Annotated in this window: 13 protein-coding genes, 16 tRNA genes and 3 rRNA genes; 1 reads left to right on the top strand and 31 read right to left on the bottom strand. The window is 40.9% G+C overall.

Annotation, left to right across the window (positions count from 1 at the left end):
- Nucleotides 1-44 precede the first annotated feature (44 nt).
- Nucleotides 45-671 carry a peptide deformylase gene (gene def / locus P3G65_RS08965; protein ID WP_017370260.1) on the top strand — a complete coding sequence of 209 codons (627 nt, stop codon included), beginning with the start codon at nt 45-47 and terminating at the stop codon, nt 669-671.
- Between the two features lie 371 nt (nt 672-1,042).
- Here the strand turns inward: def and yqeK are convergent, their stop codons facing one another.
- The 31 genes from yqeK to P3G65_RS09125 form a co-directional block, all read right to left on the bottom strand.
- The gene (gene yqeK, locus P3G65_RS08970) at nt 1,043-1,630 is read right to left on the bottom strand and encodes a bis(5'-nucleosyl)-tetraphosphatase (symmetrical) YqeK (RefSeq protein ID WP_019291614.1); all 588 of its coding nucleotides are present in this window, start codon (nt 1,628-1,630) and stop codon (nt 1,043-1,045) included.
- A 54-nt stretch (nt 1,631-1,684) separates the two neighbouring features.
- Nucleotides 1,685-3,931, bottom strand: coding sequence for an ATP-dependent Clp protease ATP-binding subunit (locus P3G65_RS08975; RefSeq protein ID WP_107106237.1), 2,247 nt, complete (start codon nt 3,929-3,931; stop codon nt 1,685-1,687).
- A 217-nt stretch (nt 3,932-4,148) separates the two neighbouring features.
- Nucleotides 4,149-5,531 (bottom strand): RNA polymerase sigma factor RpoD, encoded by a 1,383-nt coding sequence (gene rpoD / locus P3G65_RS08980; RefSeq protein WP_017370526.1) that lies wholly within the window; start codon nt 5,529-5,531, stop codon nt 4,149-4,151.
- A 35-nt stretch (nt 5,532-5,566) separates the two neighbouring features.
- Nucleotides 5,567-7,453, bottom strand: a complete 1,887-nt coding sequence (gene dnaG, locus P3G65_RS08990; RefSeq protein ID WP_017370525.1) for a DNA primase — start codon at nt 7,451-7,453, stop codon at nt 5,567-5,569.
- Nucleotides 7,454-7,526: 73 nt separating this feature from the next.
- Nucleotides 7,527-7,614 (bottom strand) — tRNA-Ser (locus P3G65_RS08995).
- A 38-nt stretch (nt 7,615-7,652) separates the two neighbouring features.
- Nucleotides 7,653-7,726, bottom strand: a tRNA-Ile gene (locus tag P3G65_RS09000).
- A 39-nt stretch (nt 7,727-7,765) separates the two neighbouring features.
- Nucleotides 7,766-7,836 (bottom strand) — tRNA-Gly (locus tag P3G65_RS09005).
- A 3-nt stretch (nt 7,837-7,839) separates the two neighbouring features.
- Nucleotides 7,840-7,912: transfer RNA gene (locus P3G65_RS09010), tRNA-Phe, on the bottom strand.
- A 7-nt stretch (nt 7,913-7,919) separates the two neighbouring features.
- Nucleotides 7,920-8,009: transfer RNA gene (locus tag P3G65_RS09015), tRNA-Ser, on the bottom strand.
- 6 nt (nt 8,010-8,015) lie between these two features.
- Nucleotides 8,016-8,089: transfer RNA gene (locus tag P3G65_RS09020), tRNA-Ile, on the bottom strand.
- A 15-nt stretch (nt 8,090-8,104) separates the two neighbouring features.
- A tRNA-Met gene (locus P3G65_RS09025) sits at nt 8,105-8,178 on the bottom strand.
- Between the two features lie 28 nt (nt 8,179-8,206).
- Nucleotides 8,207-8,280: transfer RNA gene (locus tag P3G65_RS09030), tRNA-Pro, on the bottom strand.
- A 41-nt stretch (nt 8,281-8,321) separates the two neighbouring features.
- A tRNA-Arg gene (locus P3G65_RS09035) sits at nt 8,322-8,395 on the bottom strand.
- A gap of 17 nt (nt 8,396-8,412) precedes the next feature.
- A tRNA-Gly gene (locus P3G65_RS09040) sits at nt 8,413-8,484 on the bottom strand.
- Nucleotides 8,485-8,554: 70 nt separating this feature from the next.
- Nucleotides 8,555-8,627: transfer RNA gene (locus tag P3G65_RS09045), tRNA-Thr, on the bottom strand.
- 11 nt (nt 8,628-8,638) lie between these two features.
- Nucleotides 8,639-8,720, bottom strand: a tRNA-Leu gene (locus P3G65_RS09050).
- Between the two features lie 46 nt (nt 8,721-8,766).
- A tRNA-Lys gene (locus tag P3G65_RS09055) sits at nt 8,767-8,839 on the bottom strand.
- Nucleotides 8,840-8,877: 38 nt separating this feature from the next.
- Nucleotides 8,878-8,950: transfer RNA gene (locus tag P3G65_RS09060), tRNA-Asp, on the bottom strand.
- 2 nt (nt 8,951-8,952) lie between these two features.
- Nucleotides 8,953-9,025 (bottom strand) — tRNA-Val (locus P3G65_RS09065).
- Nucleotides 9,026-9,029: 4 nt separating this feature from the next.
- A 5S ribosomal RNA gene (gene rrf, locus P3G65_RS09070) occupies nt 9,030-9,145 on the bottom strand.
- Nucleotides 9,146-9,229: 84 nt separating this feature from the next.
- Nucleotides 9,230-12,129, bottom strand: a 23S ribosomal RNA gene (locus tag P3G65_RS09075).
- A 166-nt stretch (nt 12,130-12,295) separates the two neighbouring features.
- Nucleotides 12,296-12,368 (bottom strand) — tRNA-Ala (locus P3G65_RS09080).
- Nucleotides 12,369-12,478: 110 nt separating this feature from the next.
- Nucleotides 12,479-14,027: ribosomal RNA gene (locus P3G65_RS09085) — 16S ribosomal RNA — on the bottom strand.
- Together the 16S, 23S and 5S rRNA genes with 16 tRNA genes alongside form the textbook arrangement of a ribosomal RNA operon.
- Before the next feature lie 304 nt (nt 14,028-14,331).
- Nucleotides 14,332-16,206 (bottom strand): tRNA uridine-5-carboxymethylaminomethyl(34) synthesis enzyme MnmG, encoded by a 1,875-nt coding sequence (gene mnmG / locus P3G65_RS09090; RefSeq protein ID WP_019292444.1) that lies wholly within the window; start codon nt 16,204-16,206, stop codon nt 14,332-14,334.
- 154 nt (nt 16,207-16,360) lie between these two features.
- Complete coding sequence (locus tag P3G65_RS09095) at nt 16,361-16,909, bottom strand: hypothetical protein (RefSeq protein WP_019292445.1); 549 nt, start codon at nt 16,907-16,909, stop codon at nt 16,361-16,363.
- Nucleotides 16,910-17,051: 142 nt separating this feature from the next.
- The gene (locus P3G65_RS09100; protein WP_017370585.1) at nt 17,052-17,423 is read right to left on the bottom strand and encodes a DUF1033 family protein; all 372 of its coding nucleotides are present in this window, start codon (nt 17,421-17,423) and stop codon (nt 17,052-17,054) included.
- 85 nt (nt 17,424-17,508) lie between these two features.
- Nucleotides 17,509-17,910, bottom strand: a complete 402-nt coding sequence (locus tag P3G65_RS09105) for a Mini-ribonuclease 3 (protein ID WP_284071165.1) — start codon at nt 17,908-17,910, stop codon at nt 17,509-17,511.
- Nucleotides 17,903-19,255, bottom strand: coding sequence for a cysteine--tRNA ligase (gene cysS, locus P3G65_RS09110; RefSeq protein WP_017370583.1), 1,353 nt, complete (start codon nt 19,253-19,255; stop codon nt 17,903-17,905). The genes P3G65_RS09105 and cysS overlap by 8 nt, the downstream gene beginning before the upstream one ends.
- Complete coding sequence (cysE, locus tag P3G65_RS09115; RefSeq protein WP_017370582.1) at nt 19,239-19,838, bottom strand: serine O-acetyltransferase; 600 nt, start codon at nt 19,836-19,838, stop codon at nt 19,239-19,241. The genes cysS and cysE overlap by 17 nt, the downstream gene beginning before the upstream one ends.
- 63 nt (nt 19,839-19,901) lie before the next feature.
- Nucleotides 19,902-22,181: a polyribonucleotide nucleotidyltransferase gene (pnp, locus tag P3G65_RS09120; protein ID WP_284071166.1), complete on the bottom strand. Its 2,280-nt coding sequence runs from the start codon at nt 22,179-22,181 to the stop codon at nt 19,902-19,904.
- Between the two features lie 353 nt (nt 22,182-22,534).
- On the bottom strand, nt 22,535-23,311 hold the full coding sequence (locus P3G65_RS09125; RefSeq protein WP_017370580.1) for an ABC transporter ATP-binding protein: 777 nt from the start codon (nt 23,309-23,311) through the stop codon (nt 22,535-22,537).
- Nucleotide 23,312 lies beyond the last annotated feature (1 nt).

Here is a 23,312-nt window from a genome sequence, read left to right on the forward strand (position 1 = left end):
GATATAATTAACTAATAGTAATAATATATCAAGGAAGTAAAAAAATGTCTGTACAAGAAAAATTAATCAAAGCAAGTCATATGATTAGCATGGACGATATTGTCCGTGAAGGAAACGAAACGCTACGTACTGTTGCTGATGAAGTAAGCTTACCCTTGTCTGATGAAGATATCATTCTAGGCGAAAAAATGATGGAATTTCTCCGTAATTCACAAAATCCAGCAATGGCGGAAAAAATGCAGCTCCGTCCAGGTGTTGGTTTAGCAGCCAATCAACTCGATATTGCCAAAAAAATTATCGCTGTCCTTATCCCTAACGATCCAGAAGTAGATGAAAATGGTAATGAAGTTGCACCTAAAGAAGCTTATAAGTTGGCAGAAATCATGTATAATGCTAAAATTGTAAGTCACTCTGTTCAAGATGCAGCTATCGAGTCTGGTGAAGGTTGTCTTTCTGTCGATCGTGAAGTCCCTGGTCTGGTTATCCGTCACGCGCGTGTAACTGTAGAATACTATGACAAAAATGGTGAGAAACACAAGATTCGTCTGAAAGATTTCCCTTCAATGTGTGTCCAACATGAGATCGACCATACAAATGGTATAATGTTCTACGACCACATCAATGAAAAAGAACCTTGGGCTGTCAAAGATGGACTTCTGATTGTCCAATAATTTCCCCCAATAAAAAAGAATAAGCCTAAAAAGCTTATTCTTTTTTATTTTAATAATTTTTCAAGTTTTCTTTTTCTTATCCTATAGTCTTGAACATTAAGGATAATGTTATTATGAGGTAAACGGGGTAAAAAAGGAAAATATACGAGGGGAGAGCGATTATTATCACAAATCCACTAATTGCTCCAATAAAATAATTATTGACTTGATTAAAGGCTGTGTATTTTGAAGACGTTTCTTGATCATATTTCCGAGACATATCTTCTTCGTTTAAAATTCTCCAGAGCATAAGTACTCCCCCTAAAAGTATTTTTAGTTATTTATTAGCACGAAAAATATAAGGAATATGCACCAAAGATAAAGTTTTTTCATTAACTAATTCTTCTCAGATTTAAAAATTCATAAGCTTCTAAAAGCCAAGGATGAATAACTTTTATATCGTGTTTCAAAATATAATCAGTATAAGCAAAGGCTGCTGCTTCAAAAGAATAATTTAGCGCCTGAGTGATTTCCTTTAGATAAGGAGGTTGTCCTTCTTGATCCCATCTTATTTTGTCAGCCACAAATAAAACTAAATCAACCTTTGAAAATTTTTTCTTCAAGGTAGTATGGCAAGAAATTGCTGAAAGAATTTTTTCGTCTTGGATACCAAATTCTCTTTGAGCCATTATCCTTGATATTTTTTGATGAATAATCATAGGAAATTGTCTTTCTTCCTTAAATAGCTCTATCTTCATATCTTCTGCTACAAAAATTCTTTCATTATTGGGATAAATAGCAGAAATATCATGTAAGTATCCTGCTATTTTTACTTGCTCTCTTTCTGCTTCATTTAGAAATTCATGTCCTATTTCTTCAGCATAGTCACCAACAGTTATGCAATGGTTATATGTTGCATAACATTCCTTTTCTAATAAAAAAGTTTTTATCTCTTGTTTAAGTTGATTTGTATTTTTCATATTTACCTTACTTTAACAAAAAAAGATAAGACCATCAACCGGTCTTATCTTTTTTTATTTCTCCTCATCTTCAGTATCAGATGTATCCGCTGTGCCTTTTACTTCTTCAGGCTTATTCACAATAACAATCTTATCATCAACCAAATCTGCAAGTAATTCTTTATACTCAGGATGCTCGATATAAAAATCAGCAATAGCATCCTCGATATTATCCTGGATGGTACGACGTAATGGGCGTGCTCCCATTTTCGGATCGTAGCCCAGATCAACGAGTTTTTCTTTAACCGCCTGTGTGACGTCAAGATGAATATCATTTTGAGCGATTTGAGCATTTACTTCATCCAACATTAAATCTACAATCTTAAGCAAGTTTTCTTTGCTCAATGCTGAGAATTCAATGATAGCATCAAAACGGTTCATGAATTCTGGACTGAAGAAATTACCCAACTCTCCAAGCACTGAATTCGTACGTCCTTCACGTGCAGCGCCAAAACCAACACTTGCTTCAACCTTACCTGTACCAGCATTCGATGTCATAATGATGATAGCATCTTTGAAGGAAACTGTACGACCTTGCGCATCTGTCAAACGCCCGTCATCAAGAATTTGCAAGAACATATGCATTACATCCGGGTGAGCTTTCTCAATCTCATCCAATAAAATTAAGCTGTATGGGTTACGGCGCACACGTTCTGTCAACTGACCTGCTTCTTCATAACCCACATATCCTGGAGGAGCACCAATCAACTTAGCCACACTATGTTTTTCCATGTATTCCGACATGTCAAAGCGAATCATGCTATCTCTTGAGCCAAAAAGCTCATAAGCCAATTGTTTTGCAAGTTCGGTCTTCCCTACACCAGTAGGTCCAACAAAGAGGAATGAACCGATAGGACGATTAGGCTTTCCAAGTCCGACACGCGAACGACGCACAGCTTTAGAAATTTTATCAATCGCTTCATCTTGCCCGATAACATGTTCTTTCAAGTCTTCAGCTAGATTAATGAGCTGTGTTTGTTCTTTTTCTTTCAAATCACCTACAGGTATATGTGTCTTTTCTTCAACAATTACTTCAATATCTTTTTCTGTGATATTTGGCATGTCAGTATCTGAGATTTCATGGCTTTGAAGCTCACGAAGCTTAGCGATTTGATCACGGAAATGAGCTGCTTTCTCAAAATCTTCACGTTGCATGGCTTCGTTTTTTTGCGCCTCTGCTTGCTCAATACGTTTCTTTATGTCCTCAGGATCAACAAATTTGAGGGTCAGATTCTTTTTCGAACCCGCTTCGTCCAGCAAGTCTATTGCTTTATCGGGAAGGAAACGGTCCTGAATATAACGGTTAGACAGATTTGCAGCAGCTAAGATTGCTTCATCTGAGTATTTTACATGATGATAATCTTCATAACGTTTTTGAATACCACGTAAGATTGTGATAGTCTCATCTACAGAAGGTTCATCAACTTTAACAGGTTGCATCCGACGCTCAAGCGCTGCATCTTTTTCAATAATTCGATATTCATTGAGGGTTGTTGCTCCAACAAGTTGGAGTTCTCCACGTGCTAAAGCCGGTTTAAGGATATTTCCAGCATCCATATTTCCTTCCCCAGCAGAGCCTGCGCCCACAATCTCATGAATTTCATCAATGAAGAGGATAACGTCATCACGTTTACGAATCTCTTCCATCAGTTTTTGCATACGCTCTTCAAATTGCCCACGCACACCAGTACCTTGGACGAGACTGACAACATCAAGACGAATAACTTCTTTATTTTGTAGTTTTTGTGGTACATCACCATCAACTATTTTTTGGGCTAAACCTTCAACAACTGCTGTTTTCCCAACACCAGGTTCACCGATAAGAACAGGATTATTTTTTGTTCGACGATTCAAAATTTCGATAACACGGGTAATTTCAGAATCCCGTCCAATAACAGGATCTATTTCTCCACGACGTGCAGCATCAGTAATGTTGACTCCGAATTCTTCAAGAAGTCCTTTAGGTGCTTGACTTCCACGAGGATTTTGTGGACCTCCTGGGCCTCGACCACCCGCTTGTGTTGGAGGTGTCATTGTCCGACCTTGATCATTACCATGTAAGGCTTGGAAAATATCTGGAAATGGATTAAAAGGATCATCATTATTCGAAATATTTGTAGCTCCAGCAAACAAGCTTTCTTGACCACCTGATTTCATAATTTGATAACAGTTTTGGCATAAATCCACTTGCTTACGCTGGCCATTCACATTTGTATAAAGGTGAATTGTCGCTTCGTTTATTTTACAATTTTGGCAGAGCATCTCTTCCTCCTTTGTGGTTACGTCTTTTCTTTATTTTAACTTATTTTTTTAGAATTAAAGAATCATGTCTGGCTTCTTTTATTTAAAGTTTGACCTTTTTTGACCTTTAATAATTTTTATTATATCACTTCTCTCAAATTTATCAAATCTTTTGTACTATATTCTTTTTCAATTATAAGAAAAAACTCTTCGACATCTGTCGAGAGAGTTTTTTATATTACATAAAGTCACGCAATGGTTTGCTACGACGAGGATGACGTAACTTTTTAATCGCTTTCGCTTCAATTTGACGAATACGTTCACGTGTCACTTTAAATTGTTTACCAACATCTTCAAGTGTGTGCATACGTCCATCATCAAGTCCAAAACGCATACGCAATACGTTTTCTTCGCGGTCCGTTAAGGTATCCATAACTTCATCAAGCTGTTCACGAAGCAAGATACGGTTGGTATAGTCTACCGGACTTTCAATCACATCATCTTCAATGAAATCTCCAAGGTGTGAATCGTCTTCCTCACCAATAGGTGTTTCCAATGATACAGGTTCCTGCGCAATTTTTAAGACTTCACGAACTTTATCAGGTGTCATGTGCAATTCTTTACCAATTTCTTCTGGTAAAGGATCACGACCTAATTCTTGTAAAAGATTACGTTGTACACGGATTAACTTATTGATTGTTTCGACCATGTGGACAGGAATACGAATTGTACGTGCTTGGTCAGCAATCGCACGTGTGATTGCTTGACGAATCCACCAGGTCGCATAAGTTGAGAATTTGAAACCTTTCGTATGGTCAAATTTGTCCACAGCTTTCATAAGTCCCATGTTTCCTTCTTGGATCAAATCCAGGAATTGCATCCCTCGTCCAGAATAACGCTTTGCAATTGAAACAACCAAACGTAAATTGGCTTCCGCAAGCATTTGTTTGGCAAATTCTGCTTCATCACCACCTGCCACGATAGCTTCCGCAAGTTTTGTTTCTTCTTCAAGCGAAATCAATGGATAACGTCCGATTTCCTTAAGATACATACGGACAGGATCATCAATACGGACATTTGTCACGATTTCATCCATGGCATTATCATCAAGCTTTTCTTCTTCTTCAGCTTGCAAAGCTAATGGACTAGGATTTCCTTCTTTATCAACAATAGAAATACCTGCATCTTGGATTTGTTGAAGCAAATCTTCGATAGCTTCGGCTTCCAAACCAAACTTCACCACAAGCTCATCTGTAATTTCATCATCTAAAGCTTCTTCGAGAGGTTTACGTTTTGTAATATAAGCTGCTACTGCTTTATCAAAAGCCTTATTGTCAAAAGTATCCGAATCTTTAATATCGATTTTCTTGGCCGCTTTTTCTTTAACAGAAGTTACATGTTTAGAACCTTTTTCTTTTAACTCTTCCACATCAACTTTTTCAACAATAATTGGTTTAAAATCCATTGCCGCAAGGAGTTTTGCTTCTTCAGCTTCAAAAATAGAACTTGAATGCGATTTAACCGCCATACCAAGCTCTTGTGCTTTTGCGATTAAAGCTTTGTTAGTGATTCCAGTTTCTTTTGCAATTTGACTGATTCTTTTTTTATTATTACTTGCCAATTTAATCCTCCCCAATGAACAATATAAGCAATAGCTTATATTTTTTTCTTCTGATTAATGATTTGGATTGTGAGTTCCAGCTCACGTTCCTTGTTGCCTACTTTTTGGGCATTCTCTAGTTGTTTTTGCAATTCACTAAACTTTATTTGCTCCATTTCCTTTGCAAAAACGGCCACCAAATCTTCGAGCTCCTGACTACTTGTCTCATCTGGCAAATCAAGACTTAAGATTTGATAAAATAAATTTTTCTCATCGGTATCTAATGAGGTACCAAAGTGAGAAGGATCAATTTCTTCAAAACTCATAACCTCAAGTATGATTTTGTCAAAAAGGTTCTGGTAACGCTGATGGACAAAGCGAAAAGTTTCATCCTCCGCAAATTTTTGAAGAATACTCTGATGATAAATCATGCGATTCAAAAGTTGTTCCTCTGCCCGTTCACTTCGTGATAAACTTGGAAGTTGCGGCTGTTGTACAGTTTTAGCAGCCTCTTGACCAGAAGGAAAATCACCATAATAATCTTGCTCCGTTGCAATAAAACCAGGATCAGGATAATTCGAAAAATCTTCTTCCGAAAAGCTCCCAAAACTCTCTTCAAAATTTCCCGCTTCTGCCCTTGATTTAAGGACGTTTTCACGCTTTAAATTGACAGATTGCTCTACTTGATTATACTCGAAATCAGGTAAAATCTCAACTAATTTTCTTATAAAAGCATCCTGTGCTGTAATTGACGAAACCCTTGCAATAACAGGCGCCATTTGCTCAATAAAATCCAATTGGTTTTGCAGATTTGAAAGGTTTTCAGGTTTCAAATAATCAATCAGAAATTCTGTCGGTTGTATCCTGCTGTTTTCCATCAGACCAGCTAATGATTCTAAAGAATATTTTTTACTGTAATCGTCTGGATCCAAGCCTTCTGGAACACGAACAATCTGTGTCTTCTCTTCACCAATCAAATCAATTGCTTTATATATTGCATTTTGACCTGCCTGATCGCCATCATAGATAAGAACATAATTTTTAGCTATTTTTTTTAAACGCTTTACGTGTTTATCAGTTAAGGCTGTTCCCATAGTCGCCACAACATTATATACACCCGCTTTATAAGCTGCAATAACATCCATGAAACCTTCCATCAAGTAAACTTCACGTGTTTTAGAAATAACTGGTTTTGCTCTATCCAAATTATAAAGCTCGTAAGATTTATCAAAGATTTTTGTTGCACTTGTATTAATATACTTTGCCTTACTTGTATCATTTTCTTGCCATTTTCGGCCAGAAAATCCCACAACATGCCCGTACTCATTTTTGAGTGGAAACATAATTCTGTTTTGAAAAGCATCAAAAACCTTGTTACTTGAAAAGTTGAAAAGCCCGGAATTCGCTTGAACACTTTCATCAAATTTTCCAGAGAGATTTTTAAAAATGAAATCATTTTCGTCTGGTGCTAAGCCGATATTAAACTGCTTGATAATCTCAGAAGTAATCCCACGTTTTTCTAAATAAAGCCGAGCTTTTTCACCGATTTCTGTCGAAGTCAAAACAATATTATAAAGCCGTGCAGCTTGATTGTTTATATCATAAAGCATTGCATGAGGATTATCTTTTTCTGCAGTAGAATCATTCTCAATATTTAAGGTGATTCCAGCAAAACTCGCAACATCTTTTACTGCATCCACAAAACCAACTTGTTTATAATCTTTTATAAAATCAATAACATCGCCAGATTTTCCACAACCAAAACAGTGATAAAACCCTTTATCAGCATTGACATTAAAGCTTGGTGTTTTTTCCCCATGAAAAGGACATAGCCCTAAATAATTCTTTCCAGACCTAGTGAGAGGCACATATTGTGAAATTAAATCAGCAATATTTACCTGATTTTTTAACTCGGTTACTTCTTCGTTCGTAAGAAAAGCCATATAACCCCCTCTCATCTTTAACATTCTACATAAAGCATAAAAAACGACTATTCAACAATAGTCGTTGTACGGAAGGGGAGTAAGGGATTCGAACCCTCGCGCCGGTTTCCCGACCTAACGATTTAGCAAACCGTCCTCTTCAGCCTCTTGAGTAACTCCCCACCAGTTATTCACAATATATAGATATTATAAACATCTATGGGAACACGAGGATTTGAACCTCGGACCCCTGCGTTATCAACACAGTGCTCTAACCAACTGAGCTATGCTCCCAAATTATTAAAAAATCTTCTATATCCCAGAAAATTTTTAAGCGGGTGATGAGAATCGAACTCACAACATCAGCTTGGAAGGCTGAGGTTTTACCACTAAACTACACCCGCAAATGGCGCGAGACGGAATCGAACCGCCGACACATGGAGCTTCAATCCATTGCTCTACCAACTGAGCTACCGAGCCAAAGGAAAGGAGGATGTGGGATTCGAACCCACGCACGGTTTTACCCGCCTGACGGTTTTCAAGACCGTTCCCTTCAGCCGGACTTGGGTAATCCTCCAAAAAGTGGATCTTGTTGGATTCGAACCAACGACCGCTCGGTTATGAGCCGAGAGCTCTAACCAACTGAGCTAAAGATCCAGCTGTAAAATATAATAGCGGCGAAGGGGATCGAACCCCCGACCTCTCGGGTATGAACCGAACGCTCTAGCCAGCTGAGCTACACCGCCAAAAATTTCTGATAGAATAATCTATCAATCGGGAAGACAGGATTCGAACCTGCGACACCTTGGTCCCAAACCAAGTACTCTACCAAGCTGAGCTACTTCCCGAGATAAAGTTCATTATCATCATGATTTCATTCAGAAATCAATGCACCCGGCAGGATTCGAACCTGCAACCGCCTGATTCGTAGTCAGGTACTCTATCCAGTTGAGCCACGGGTGCATAATATTTAATTTTAAAGCGAACGACGAGATTCGAACTCGCGACCCCAACCATGGCAAGGTTGTGTTCTACCCCTGAACTACGTTCGCAACGCTTAAAGAAAGAAAAACTTTCTAAATACCTCTAGCTGCACTACACTAGGTCCAACAGTTAAAGGAATGCCGACTACATGATTCGAACACGCGACCCTCTGATTACAAATCAGATGCTCTACCAACTGAGCTAAGTCGGCTATAAAAGAAATGCGGATGAAGGGACTTGAACCCCCACGCCCTAAAGCACTAGAACCTAAATCTAGCGTGTCTGCCAATTTCACCACATCCGCTTGACAAGTTCTTTTACGCTTTATACCTCAACCTATTGTTAAAGTATGACCCGTGCTGGGCTCGAACCAGCGACCCTTTGATTAAAAGTCAAATGCTCTACCAACTGAGCTAACGAGTCTATTTCTTTTATTACCTTTCAAGTCTATCAACTTGAAACGGTTCCGACGGGAATCGAACCCGCGATCTTCGCCGTGACAGGGCGACGTGATAACCGCTACACTACGGAACCTATGGGAGTTAACGGGATCGAACCGCTGACCCTCTGCTTGTAAGGCAGATGCTCTCCCAGCTGAGCTAAACTCCCAATCACTTGGCATTTACCCTATCTCGCAGGGGGCAACCCCCAACTACTTCCGGCGTAATAGGACTTAACTTCTGTGTTCGACATGGGAACAGGTGTATCTCCTATGCAATGAATACCAAATCATGGTCTGAATGTATTGAACACTCAAAACTAAATAACAATCTCTTGATAAATAAGTAAAGCTGAACTCATATGTTCTATTACTTGGTAAAGTCCTCGAGCTATTAGTACTGGTCCGCTCCATCCCTCGCAGGACTTCCACTTCCAGCCTATCAACCTGATCATCTCTCAGGGCTCTTAATTCATAAAGAATGGGAAATCTCATCTTGAGGTGGGCTTCGCACTTAGATGCTTTCAGCGCTTATCCCTTCCCTACATAGCTACCCAGCGGTGCTCCTGGCGGAACAACTGGTACACCAGCGGTAAGTCCACCCCGGTCCTCTCGTACTAAGGGCAGATCCTCTCAAATTTCCTACGCCCGCGACGGATAGGGACCGAACTGTCTCACGACGTTCTGAACCCAGCTCGCGTGCCGCTTTAATGGGCGAACAGCCCAACCCTTGGGACCGACTACAGCCCCAGGATGCGACGAGCCGACATCGAGGTGCCAAACCTCCCCGTCGATGTGAACTCTTGGGGGAGATAAGCCTGTTATCCCCAGGGTAGCTTTTATCCGTTGAGCGATGGCCCTTCCATGCGGTACCACCGGATCACTAAGCCCTAGTTTCCTACCTGCTCGAGTTGTAGCTCTCGCAGTCAAGCTCCCTTATACCTTTACACTCTACACATGATTTCCAACCATGTTGAGGGAACCTTTGGGCGCCTCCGTTACTCTTTAGGAGGCGACCGCCCCAGTCAAACTGCCCGACAGACACTGTCTCCCACGCCGATTATGCGTGTGGGTTAGAGCAACCATGAAGCAAGGGTAGTATCCCAACAGCGACTCACTTGAAACTAGCGTCCCAAGGTCAAAGTCTCCTACCTATCCTGTACATGCTTCACAGGTACTCAATATCAATCTGCAGTAAAGCTCCATGGGGTCTTTCCGTCCTGTCGCGGGTAACCTGCATCTTCACAGGTACTAAAATTTCACCGAGTCTCTCGTTGAGACAGTATCCAAATCATTACGCCTTTCGTGCGGGTCGGAACTTACCCGACAAGGAATTTCGCTACCTTAGGACCGTTATAGTTACGGCCGCCGTTTACTGGGGCTTCAATTCAGAGCTTCGCCTAAGCTAACCCCTCCTCTTAACCTTCCAGCACCGGGCAGGCGTCACCCCCTATACATCACCTTGCGGTTTAGCAGAGAGCTGTGTTTTTGATAAACAGTTGCTTGGATCTTTTCACTGCGGCTGTATTTCTACAGCACCCCTTCTCCCGAAGTTACGGGGTCATTTTGCCGAGTTCCTTAACGAGAGTTCTCTCGATCACCTGAGGCTACTCGCCTCGACTACCTGTGTCGGTTTGCGGTACGGGTAGTATTGAATTAAACGCTAGAAGATTTTCTTGGCAGTGTGACATCAAGGGCTTCGCAACCGTAGTTGCTTCCCCATCACAGCTCAATGTTAAAGGAAAATGCATTTGACACATTCCACACCTCACTGCTTAGACCAGAATCCATTAACTGGCTCCCTTTAGCCTACTGCGTCCCTCCATCACTAACAATACTAGTACAGGAATATCAACCTGTTGTCCATCGACTACGCCTTTCGGCCTCGCCTTAGGTCCCGACTAACCCAGGGCGGACGAGCCTTCCCCTGGAAACCTTAGTCTTACGGTGGATAAGATTCTCACTTATCTTGCGCTACTCATACCGGCATTCTCACTTGTAATCGCTCCAGCACCCCTCACGGTATACCTTCATCGCTGATTACAACGCTCTCCTACCATTTAATTAATATTAAATCCACAGCTTCGGTAATATGTTTAGCCCCGGTACATTTTCGGCGCAGGGTCACTCGACTAGTGAGCTATTACGCACTCTTTGAATGATAGCTGCTTCTGAGCTAACATCCTAGTTGTCTGTGCAACCCCACATCCTTTTCCACTTAACATATATTTTGGGACCTTAGCTGGTGGTCTGGGCTGTTTCCCTTTCGACTACGGATCTTAGCACTCGCAGTCTGACTGCCGCACATGTGTATTAGCATTCGGAGTTTATCTGAAATTGGTAACCCGAGATGGGCCCCTCATCCAAACAGTGCTCTACCTCCAATACACTTAAATTGCGACGCTAGCCCTAAAGCTATTTCGGAGAGAACCAGCTATCTCCCAGTTCGTTTGGAATTTCTCCGCTATCCACAAGTCATCCAAACACTTTTCAACGTGTCCTGGTTCGGTCCTCCAGTGCGTCTTACCGCACCTTCAACCTGCTCATGGATAGGTCACTAGGTTTCGGGTCTACATCATGATACTAAAGCGCCCTATTCAGACTCGCTTTCGCTACGGCTCCGCCTCTTCAGCTTAACCTCGCATCATAACGTAACTCGCCGGTTCATTCTACAAAAGGCACGCTCTCACCCATTGACGGGCTCGAACTTCTTGTAGGCACACGGTTTCAGGTGCTATTTCACTCCCCTCCCGGGGTTCTTTTCACCTTTCCCTCACGGTACTGGTTCACTATCGGTCATTAAGGAGTATTTAGGCTTGGGAGATGGTCCTCCCGGATTCAAACTGGATTTCGCGTGTCCAGCCCTACTCAGGATACTGCTAGGTATAAAGTCTATTTCAAATACGAGGCTATTACTCTCTTTGGCTTACCTTCCCAGGTAATTCTTCTATAGACTTTAAGTCCACGTTGCAGTCCTACAACCCCAAGAAGCAAGCTTCTTGGTTTGGCCTGTTTCCCGTTCGCTCGCCGCTACTTAGGAAATCGTTTTTACTTTCTCTTCCTGCAGGTACTTAGATGTTTCAGTTCTCTGCGTTACCTTCTCGTAAGCTATGTATTCACTTACGGATACTATGCATAACATAGTGGGTTTCCCCATTCGGAGACCTAGGGATCAATGCGTACTTACTGCTCCCCCTAGAATATCGTCGTTAGTCACGTCCTTCTTCGGCTCTTAATGCCAAGGCATCCACCGTGCGCCCTTATTAACTTTGCCATTAAAACAAGTATAAGTTTTTTCGAACTATTTAAAATAATTCGCAGCTTTACAGAAATGTTTTACCATTTCTCGGTTTATTTATCGTTATAAGATATTGTTATTTAGTTTTCAATGATCAATTCCTATTTTAACGTCTTCGTTGACAAGATACTGTCGTATCTTATGGAGCCTAGCGGGATCGAACCGCTGACCTCCTGCGTGCAAAGCAGGCGCTCTCCCAGCTGAGCTAAGGCCCCTTCTCTCAACGCAATCTTCTCTATCTTGCATCAAAAGACTGCTTGTTTGGTCTTTATAGACCCCTCAAAACTGAATAAAGTAGAACAACATCTTTTTTTATATTCCTTAGAAAGGAGGTGATCCAGCCGCACCTTCCGATACGGCTACCTTGTTACGACTTCACCCCAGTCATCGGTCTTACCTTAGGAAGCGCCCTCCTTGCGGTTAGGCAACCTACTTTGGGTACTCCCAACTTCCGTGGTGTGACGGGCGGTGTGTACAAGGCCCGGGAACGTATTCACCGCGGCGTGCTGATCCGCGATTACTAGCGATTCCGACTTCATGCAGGCGAGTTGCAGCCTGCAATCCGAACTGAGAATGGTTTTAAGAGATTAGCGCACCCTCGCGGGTTGGCGACTCGTTGTACCATCCATTGTAGCACGTGTGTAGCCCAGGTCATAAGGGGCATGATGATTTGACGTCATCCCCACCTTCCTCCGGTTTATCACCGGCAGTCTCACTAGAGTGCCCAACTTAATGATGGCAACTAGTAATAAGGGTTGCGCTCGTTGCGGGACTTAACCCAACATCTCACGACACGAGCTGACGACAACCATGCACCACCTGTATCCCGTGTCCCGAAGGAACTCCTTATCTCTAAGGATAGCACGAGTATGTCAAGACCTGGTAAGGTTCTTCGCGTTGCTTCGAATTAAACCACATGCTCCACCGCTTGTGCGGGCCCCCGTCAATTCCTTTGAGTTTCAACCTTGCGGTCGTACTCCCCAGGCGGAGTGCTTAATGCGTTAGCTGCGCTACAGAGAACTTATAGCTCCCTACAGCTAGCACTCATCGTTTACGGCGTGGACTACCAGGGTATCTAATCCTGTTTGCTCCCCACGCTTTCGAGCCTCAGTGTCAGTTACAGGCCAGAGAGCCGCTTTCGCCTCCGGTGTTCCTCCATATATCTACGCATTTCACCGCTACACATGGAATTCCACTCTCCTCTCCTGCACTCAAGTCTCCCAGTTTCCAATGCACACAATGGTTGAGCCACTGCCTTTTACATCAGACTTAAGAAACCACCTGCGCTCGCTTTACGCCCAATAAATCCGGACAACGCTTGGGACCTACGTATTACCGCGGCTGCTGGCACGTAGTTAGCCGTCCCTTTCTGGTTAGATACCGTCACTTAAGTAATTTTCCACTCTACTTAACGTTCTTCTCTAACAACAGAGTTTTACGATCCGAAAACCTTCTTCACTCACGCGGCGTTGCTCGGTCAGGGTTGCCCCCATTGCCGAAGATTCCCTACTGCTGCCTCCCGTAGGAGTCTGGGCCGTGTCTCAGTCCCAGTGTGGCCGATCACCCTCTCAGGTCGGCTATGTATCATCGCCTTGGTAGTCCTTTACACTACCAACTAGCTAATACAACGCGGGATCATCAAGTAGTGAAGCAATTGCTTCTTTCAAATAAGAATCATGCGATTCTCATTGTTATGCGGTATTAGCGTTCGTTTCCAAACGTTGTCCCCCGCTACTCGGCAGATTTCCCACGCGTTACTCACCCGTTCGCCGCTCTTCATAAAAATAGCAAGCTATCTTTAATCATCGCTCGACTTGCATGTATTAGGCACGCCGCCAGCGTTCGTCCTGAGCCAGGATCAAACTCTCATTTAAATTTAGTTCATCAAATGAACTGGCTGTTGTTTTGTCTTTCATTATTGAATTGACAGTTGGTATACAAGAAGTTAACTTCTCGCATATAGTCATTCTACTTTATTCAGTTTTCAAAGGTCTATCGCTCTCGTAAGAGATACGCTCTCTCGCGACAACTATTATATTCTATCAAACTCACTTTGTTCTGTCAAGAATAAACTGTGATTTTTCTCCCTTTTTTTTACACTCGTTCGGAAAACCCCGCCGTTGTCACGTTTAAAGACTATAAAAAAACCAGACACTTTGGGGGCTGGTTTCTTGTTTTTTATCTTTTTCCTTCAAGATAAACCATCAAAATGGAAATATCGGCAGGATTTACTCCTGAAATACGACTCGCTTGGCCTAAAGTTTCAGGATTTATTTTCTTGAATTTTTGGCGTGCTTCCGTTGCGATACTGTCTAATGCATCCCAATTCATATTTTTAGGAATGCGTTTAGCTTCTAAACGGTGCATCTTTTCAACTTGTTCTTTTGCTTTTTTGATGTATCCCTCATAGGTAACTTCTGTTTCAATAAGTTCAATAACAGTTCGATCAAGTTTCTCAGAAGATTCACCGACAAATCTAACTACATCAGAATACTTCACTTCAGGACGTTTTAAAAATTCAATACCCGTCAAAGCATCTTTGATTGGCCCAAATCCCATCATCCCAAGTTTTTCTTGCGTATCGGCAAGTGGTTTAAGTTTTTCTTTATTGAGACGAGCAATCTCTGTTTGGTAAGAAGTTAGTTTATCTTGGAAAGCCTCCCAGCGTTCGTCACCAACTAAGCCAATTTCTCGTCCAATAGATGTCAAACGCATATCTGCATTGTCATGGCGTAAAATCAAACGATATTCAGCACGAGAAGTCAGTAAACGATAGGGTTCTAAAGTTCCTTTAGTCACAAGATCATCAATCATTACACCAATATATGCATCACTTCGTTTAAGGATGAGCTCTTCTTTACCTTGAACTTTAAGACTTGCATTGATTCCTGCAACCAAACCTTGTCCAGCTGCTTCTTCATAGCCAGATGTACCATTTGTTTGTCCTGCAGTGAAAAGTCCTGAAACTAGTTTCGTTTCCAGTGTTGGACGGAGCTGGTGAGGTAATACCACATCATATTCGATAGCATAGCCAGTACGCATCATTTTTGCATCTTCTAAACCAGGAATAGAACGGACCAAATCAAACTGAACATCTTCCGGTAAACTTGTGGATAAACCTTGGATGTATACTTCTTCTGTATTCCGCCCTTCTGGTTCTAAGAAAAGTTGGTGACGGGGCTTATCTGCAAAGCGTACAACTTTATCTTCTATAGAAGGACAATAACGCGGGCCGACACCTTTGATAATCCCTGAAAACATTGGAGCACGGTGCAAATTTTCTTGTATAATCTCATGTGTTGTCTTACTTGTATACGTCAGCCAACAAGGAATTTGCTCTGTAAGGTAATCTTCATCTTTTGACAAAAAGCTAAAGTGATTAGGCTTTTCATCCCCTGGTTGAATCTCTGTCGCATCGTAATTAATACTTGATGAGAGTACACGTGGTGGCGTTCCTGTTTTAAAGCGTCCAATTTCAAAGCCCAAATTGCGTAAGTTATCAGCCAAGCTGACAGAGGCTAGCGAATTATTTGGTCCTGAGGAATATTTAAGCTCACCGATGATAATTTCACCACGTAAAGCAGTTCCTGTAGTAACAATAACTGCTTGGGCAGCATACTTCGCCCCCGTTGTAACTTTTACGCCTGTTACTTTTCCATCATCAACCAAAATTTCTTCGACCATAGCTTGACGTAAGGTTAGCTTCTCTTGATTTTCTACTGTATGCTTCATTTCTTGCGAATATAGTGCCTTGTCTGCTTGTGCACGTAAGGCACGGACAGCAGGCCCTTTACCGGTATTCAACATCTTCATCTGAATATAGGTCTTGTCAATATTTCGCCCCATTTCGCCACCTAAGGCATCAATTTCACGAACAACTATTCCTTTGGCAGAACCTCCGATTGAAGGATTACAGGGCATGAAAGCAACCATGTCGAGATTAATTGTTAATAGAAGGGTTTTGGTGCCCATACGAGCTGAAGCGAGTGCTGCTTCTACACCAGCATGTCCCGCGCCGATCACTATGACATCATATTTTTCTTGAAATTCCATAATTTCTCCATTTTTACAAAACAAAAAGCCAAAGCCAGTGAAAAATACATGCTAAAAAGCACATATCTTCCCGAGCCTTGACCATCGAGTTTTTATGATAGGACTATTTTAACTCTTTTCAAAAATTTTTTCAAGAGTATTTTCCTATTTATTTTTACGATACTGCTTCACCATCACGATACAAGACCAACGAAGCAAGTTCCTCTACTGTTCGTGCTGAGCCTTCTGGTAGTATTCTGTCTTTTTCTCGAGATGTCGGATCATATTTGCCAGAATAATCAATCGTGCCGTTCCTTAATTTGACCGGAATAGGTGTGCCTTTAGGATATATTTCAAATCGGGAACCATTTTCAGGAGCAATACCTTCCAAATACATCCACAAATAAATCTGTCCTGTTTGTTCATTTATACCTCCATATTGGAGATAAAAATCCCGTTTCTGCTTCGTCACTTTTGAATCCAAAACACGTGCTCTTCTGCCATCAATATCACTTTCATAATTAACCCAATCCCCATGAATAGTTTCAAAATTTCCCATCTTTATTTGCTCAATATTAACTGTTTTTGCTGGGCTGTATTGGTCTGCTTTCGCAAACTCTATTGTTGGCGCGACAACAGAATGTTCATCCTGTTTCACAGCAAAAATTAAAAGAACAGCAGTAAAAACTAATGTAACGTCTGTGATAACAAGCAGTTTTTTCAAGGAAAGCTCCTTTCCATTTCGATTAGAATTTGATTATAAAATAATTATAACAAAATAACTTAATCTTCAATAACGTTTTACTTGGAGACTTTTTGACATTAAAAGACTTCTAGCTTAATGGCTAAAAGTCTTTTATACTTGATTAATTTTTATCCCAAAATTTATTACAAAATTTAGGAGGTAATTCTCCAGAAGATTTACCATACGCCCAGCGTTTTTTCTCTACTGGAAGTACATGCCAATCTTCTAAAAGCATCAAACTTTGATAGCGTTGGAGATATCCTGCGCATTCTTCACACCAGATCTCATCTCCACTTCTCCAGAATGCAGCTAAAAGGTCATCTTGGCTTTTAAATTCTTTATAGCTTTTTGCCATTTTTAGCCATTCACTTTTGTACTTTTTCAAAGCTTGATAGAAGTCTTCATATTCATCTACTGATTGAATATCTTTTTGCCAGTCTTCAAAAAACCACCATGGTTCATCATAGCCTGACATTGTGATTACTCTATACATATTTCTTGTCCAGCTTCTTTTCTTTAATATACATCTCTTGTTATGTATTGTAACGAAAAAATATGCTTTTGAGAAATATTTTGCACTATTTTACAGATATGACAATATTCTTAATGCAAAACGCAGCAAACTCCTCTAAACGTTCGGTCTTTTTAGTCAAGTGTAAGAAACCTACAACTGCTTCGAAGCCTGTAGATATACGATAAGTCACAACATCTGTGTTTTTCGCTGTTGTTTTAGAGTGCGCATTTCGTCCACGCTTGAAATAAAGAAGTTCCTCTTCTGTTAGAAAGTCAACGTCTTCCATTTTACGAATTAAGGCAGCCTGTGCTTTAGCGGAAACATATTGCGTGGCTTGTCGCTGAAGTTCTCCAGGTTTGGTTAATCCTTTATCGAGGAGATAATCTCTAACGAAAACTTCATAAACAGCATCTCCGATATAGGCGAGTGCTACACCATTTAATAACTCTGCATCTTTTTTATTCACGATGCCACCTCACACCTTGAGCAGTATCTTCAAGCACAATCCCTTGTGCCTTTAATTCATCACGAATCTTATCTGCTTGAGCAAAATCTCGTGCTGCTCTTGCCGCTTGTCTTGCTTCGATTAAGTCTTCAATTTCAGCATCTAATCTTGTATCTTGATTTTCAAAACGCAAACCGAGAATTAAGAGAACATCCTCAAAGAAGGCTTTAACTTCTAATCCACCATTTCCCTTATTTACCCAAGTGATAAAGTTATAAAAAACAGTTAAACCATTCGCAATATTAAAGTCCTCATCCATTGCTGTTTCAAACTCTGCTTTGAATTTAGCAAGAACTTCTAAGTCAGCCTGACCTTCTACTTCAAGATTGCGGTAAGCATTTTCAATCTTCTTGACATTATTTTCTGCATCTTGTACGGCTTCATCTGTAAAGTTAACAGGTCGGCGATAATGAGTCGTAGCCAAGAAAAAGCGGAGAACTGTTGGACTTACTACGTCGAGCATTTCATGCACGGTTTTAAAGTTTCCTAAAGACTTAGACATTTTTTCACCGCTAACATTTACAAATCCATTGTGCATCCAGTAGTTCACAAATTTTTTACCTGTTTTAGCTTCTGATTGCGCAATTTCATTGGTATGATGAGGGAACTCCAGATCAGCTCCTCCCGCATGTATATCTAAAGTATCCCCTAAAAGGTCACTGCTCATCACTGAACATTCGATGTGCCACCCTGGACGTCCTTCACCCCAAGGGCTTGACCAAGAAATTTCGTCTTTTTTCGCGGATTTCCATAAGGCAAAATCCGCTGGGCTTTCTTTACGTACTGTTTCTTCATCTGTTCGACCAGAAGCGCCTTGCAGCAGTTCTTCTAAATTTTTATTTGCGAGCTTAGCATAACCTTTTGATTTTGCAACACGGAAATAGACGTCGCCTTCGGCTTCGTAAGCGAACCCTTTATCCATTAAATCTTGAATAAAGGTAATCATCTTGTCGATATAGTTAGTTGCTCTTGGATTTACCGTTGCACGTTTAACATTGAGAGCATCTGTATCTTGATAAAATGCGGCAATATATTTGTCGGATAATTCAAGTGGTGTAAGATGTTCCTGAGAGGCTCCTTTGATAATTTTATCATCAACATCTGTAAAGTTAGAGACGTAAATCACTTCAAAGCCTCGGTATTCCATATATCTACGGATTAAATCGAAAGCAACAACAGATCGTGCATTCCCGATATGGATATAGTTATAGACTGTTGGTCCACAAACATACATCTTTATCTTATTTTCTTCGAGAGGATGGAACTCCTCGATTTTTCTTGTCATTGTATTATAGATGTGAAGCATGGTAGCTCGCCTCCCTTTTTTCTTCTATGGACGAAATTTTCTCTGAGTCTTTTTGTCCCTTAACTCGAACAACTTTTGCTGGAATACCTACTACTGTAACTTCAGGTGGGACATCACTTACGACAACAGCACCAGCACCGACTTTGGCATTTTCGCCAATTTCGATAGGACCAAGCAGCTGTGAGTGTGCTGATATTAAGGCCCCCTTACGCACCGTAGGGTGACGTTTTCCTTTATCTTTCCCTGTCCCTCCAAGGGTTACTCCGTGATAAAGTTTAACATCTGTTTCTACTATCGCTGTCTCCCCGATAACCAATCCAGAACCGTGATCGATAAAAACTCCGTGGGCAATCGTTGCTCCTGGATGAATTTCGATTTGTGTCCAAAAACGCCAAAACTGTGAATTCATACGCGCCCAAAGTTTAAGGTTATGTGTCCACAGCCAATGACTAAAACGATGTGCTGCTAAAGCTTTTACTCCCGGATAAGTCAAGAGAACTTCTAGCCCAGTTCGTGCAGCAGGATCATTTTCTTTTGTGACACGGATGGCTTCCTGCCAAAAGCCTCTCTTTTTATTTTTCATATTCATTTATTATAGCAAAAATCTATAGGAAAAGCGCATTACACTGCGCCTTCCTCCTTTTTATCACTCTGGTCGAGTTGTTGATAATTCTGGAAACTCTTCATCTATGACTGATGCTTTGCGTTCTCGGCGCTCAAATTTAGGACCAGATGTTTTTTCTTTATGATATCCACGGTGACCATTACCGTTCTTCCCATTACGACGTTCGCGTGGCTTATGCTCAGGTTCTTCATAGCCTTCTGGTTTTTCTAGCAAAGCACGTACTGAGGCATCAACACGACCTTTATCATCAACTTTTGTAATCTTAACTTTAACAACATCTCCAAGCTTCAAAGCATCTTCTACTTTGTTCGTGCGATTCCATGCAAGTTCTGAAATATGTACCATCGCATCAGTATGGCCAAAAAGATGAACAAATGCACCGAATTTTTCGATTCTTACAACCTTTGCTTCATACACATCGCCGACTTTGGCTTCGTGGACCAATTCTGTAATGATTTCTTTCGCACGGTTAATCGCTGTCTGATCAGGAGAAAAGATAGAACAAAGTCCATCTTCATCGATGTCAATTTTGACTCCTGTTTCTTCGATGATTTTGTCGATCGTTTCGCCGCCCTTACCAATAACAACCTTAATTTTATCCGCATCAATTTTAATCGTATCAATTTTAGGTGCAGATGGTGCAAGATTTGGACGGGGTTCCGAAATTGTGGCTTCAATCACATCTAATATTTCAAAGCGGGCGCGTTTTGCTTGTGCAAGTGCTTCTGCCAAAATTTCGGCAGTAATTCCTGAAATTTTGATGTCCATTTGTAAAGCAGTAATTCCCTCGCGTGTACCAGCAACTTTGAAATCCATATCGCCAAAGTGATCTTCCAAACCTTGAATATCTGTCAAAATAGTATAGTTGGAGCCGTCTGAGATTAAGCCCATAGCAATTCCAGCTACTGGCGCCTTGATTGGTACTCCTCCAGCCATCAAGGCTAATGTTCCTGCACAAATCGAAGCTTGTGATGAAGAACCATTTGACTCTAGTACTTCCGCAACTAAACGTACAGCATAAGGAAATTCTTCAAGTGACGGCATAACTTGCTCAAGCGCACGCTCACCAAGTGCACCATGCCCTATTTCGCGGCGACCAGGTGCACCATAACGTCCAGTTTCTCCCACTGAATACTGCGGGAAATTATAGTGGTGCATGAAACGTTTTTTATATTCCAGATCCAAGCCATCAATGACTTGTGCTTCCCCCATCGGAGCCAGAGTCAAAGTTGACAAGACTTGCGTTTGCCCACGTGTAAAGAGAGCTGAGCCGTGTGTAATTGTATTCGGTGTAAAGTCGATTTCTGCTTCTAAAGGACGAATCTCATCGACTTTACGACCATCAGGGCGAATTTTATCCTCTGTTATGAGGCGACGGACTTCTGTATGTTCCATTCCCTCCAGAATCTCAGAAACATCACGCATAATGCGCTCAAACTCTTCATGTTCGGCATAAGCTGTTTCATATTCTGCTTTGACACGATCTTTAACAGCTTGAGTGGCCGCTTCACGCGCAAGTTTTTCTTCTACTTGTACAGCAGCTTGTAAGTCTTTATTATAGTCTGCAATAATTTGGGCTTTCAATGTTTCATCAACACGCAGAAGTTCAACTTCTGCCTTGTTCTTACCAACTTTGGCTACAATCTCATTTTGGAAAGCAATAAGTTCTTTAATCGCTTCGTGTCCTGCAAGGAGGGCATCGAGCATGATTGTTTCTGATAGTTCCTTTGCACCTGACTCTACCATATTAATCGCATCAATATTCCCAGCGACAGCAAGATCCAAATCAGACTTTTGCATCTGTGCAACATCGGGATTAATGATAATTTCACCATTGATATAGCCCACTTCAACACCCGCAATCGGACCGTCAAAAGGAATATCTGAAATAGCTAATGCCAAGGAACTTCCAAACATCGCTGCCATACGCCCACTTGCATTTTCATCATAAGAGAGTACAGTATTGATTACTTGTACTTCATTTCGAAAACCGTCAGCAAACATTGGGCGTATAGGGCGATCAATCAACCGGGCAGTCAGAGTAGCATAAGTGGATGGTCGTGCTTCACGCTTATTAAAACCTCCAGGAAATTTTCCTGCGGCATACATTTTTTCTTCATAATTAACTTGCAAAGGGAAAAAGTCACCGTTTGCCATTTTTTTCGACATGGTCGCTGCAGTTAGCACGGTTGTGTCTCCATAGCGAACAATAACTGCGCCATTGGCTTGCTTGGCAACTTGACCTGTTTCAACAACAAGCTCGCGTCCTGCAAAATTCATTCTGAAAGTTTCTTTTGTCATGTTTTCTCCCACTTTTCGAGATTTCAGTGCTTCTCATTTCTATCCAAAAATCAATTTGCTTTCTCAAAAGTAAACTCATTTTTGTATAGAACAGCACTGTGCCCATTATACTATATTTTTGAGGATAAAAAAAGCTTTGTAAGAGCAATCTATAACGGTTTTAGGCATTCGGGCGCCACAAAAGAAAACGCTCACTTTCCAATGAAATTTTTAACTTCTCTTATAAAACAGATTGTAAAAAATAATCATTCTCTTCATACAAAAAAAGCAACAGTACGTTGCTTTTTGGTAAAGGTATATTTTTACTTTAAGTATCTCAATACATTTTCCCATTGTATCAGCTAAGCAGATAACTATTCTCCCTTTTTATCCATTTTATGCCAAAATTTATGTTTTTCAAGCATATAAGCAAGAACATCGGTTTGGTAAACTTGCTCCAAAAAACTTCTAGAAAGTACTTCGTTTGCTTTTCCTTGTTTTACTATTTTTCCCTCATGTAAAACTAGAACATTTTCTGAAAAAGACAGAGCTAAATTAATATCATGAAAAACAGCAATGATGATTTGATTTTGAGCAAAATACTCATCAATATTGCGCAACATTTCTAGTTGATAATAAATATCCAAATGATTATTGGGTTCATCCAATAAAACAATCTGAGGGTTCTGTAATAAAGTCCGGGCTAAAAAGACACGCTGCAGCTGGCCGCCAGAAAGTGTTGACAGTTGTTGATCTTTTATCGTATCCAAATCAAATGCGGCTATTACTTCGGCTACACGTGCTTTATCTTGGGCGCTTGCCACTGCCATAAATCGTTTTCTCAGCTGGGTGTAGAGTCCCATCATCAAAGTTTCATAGACGGAATAAGAAAAATATACAGCTGGATTTTGAGAAAGAAGAGCCACTTTTTCTGCTAATTCAATTCTTTTTAATGTGGTCAATGATTGTTCGTTTAGCTCAATTTTTCCTTGATATTTTAGCAAACCAGCTAGACTCTTTAAAAGCGTTGATTTCCCACTACCGTTTGGTCCTAAAATTGCTAACCTTTCCCCTGCCTTGACAGAAAAATTAATATCAGAAAGAATCTCTTTTCCCGAATACTCAACCTTCATATTTTCAACTTTTAACATC

This window comes from Lactococcus sp. bn62 (assembly GCF_029492705.2).
GTDB classification, from domain to species: Bacteria; Bacillota; Bacilli; order Lactobacillales; family Streptococcaceae; genus Lactococcus; species Lactococcus petauri.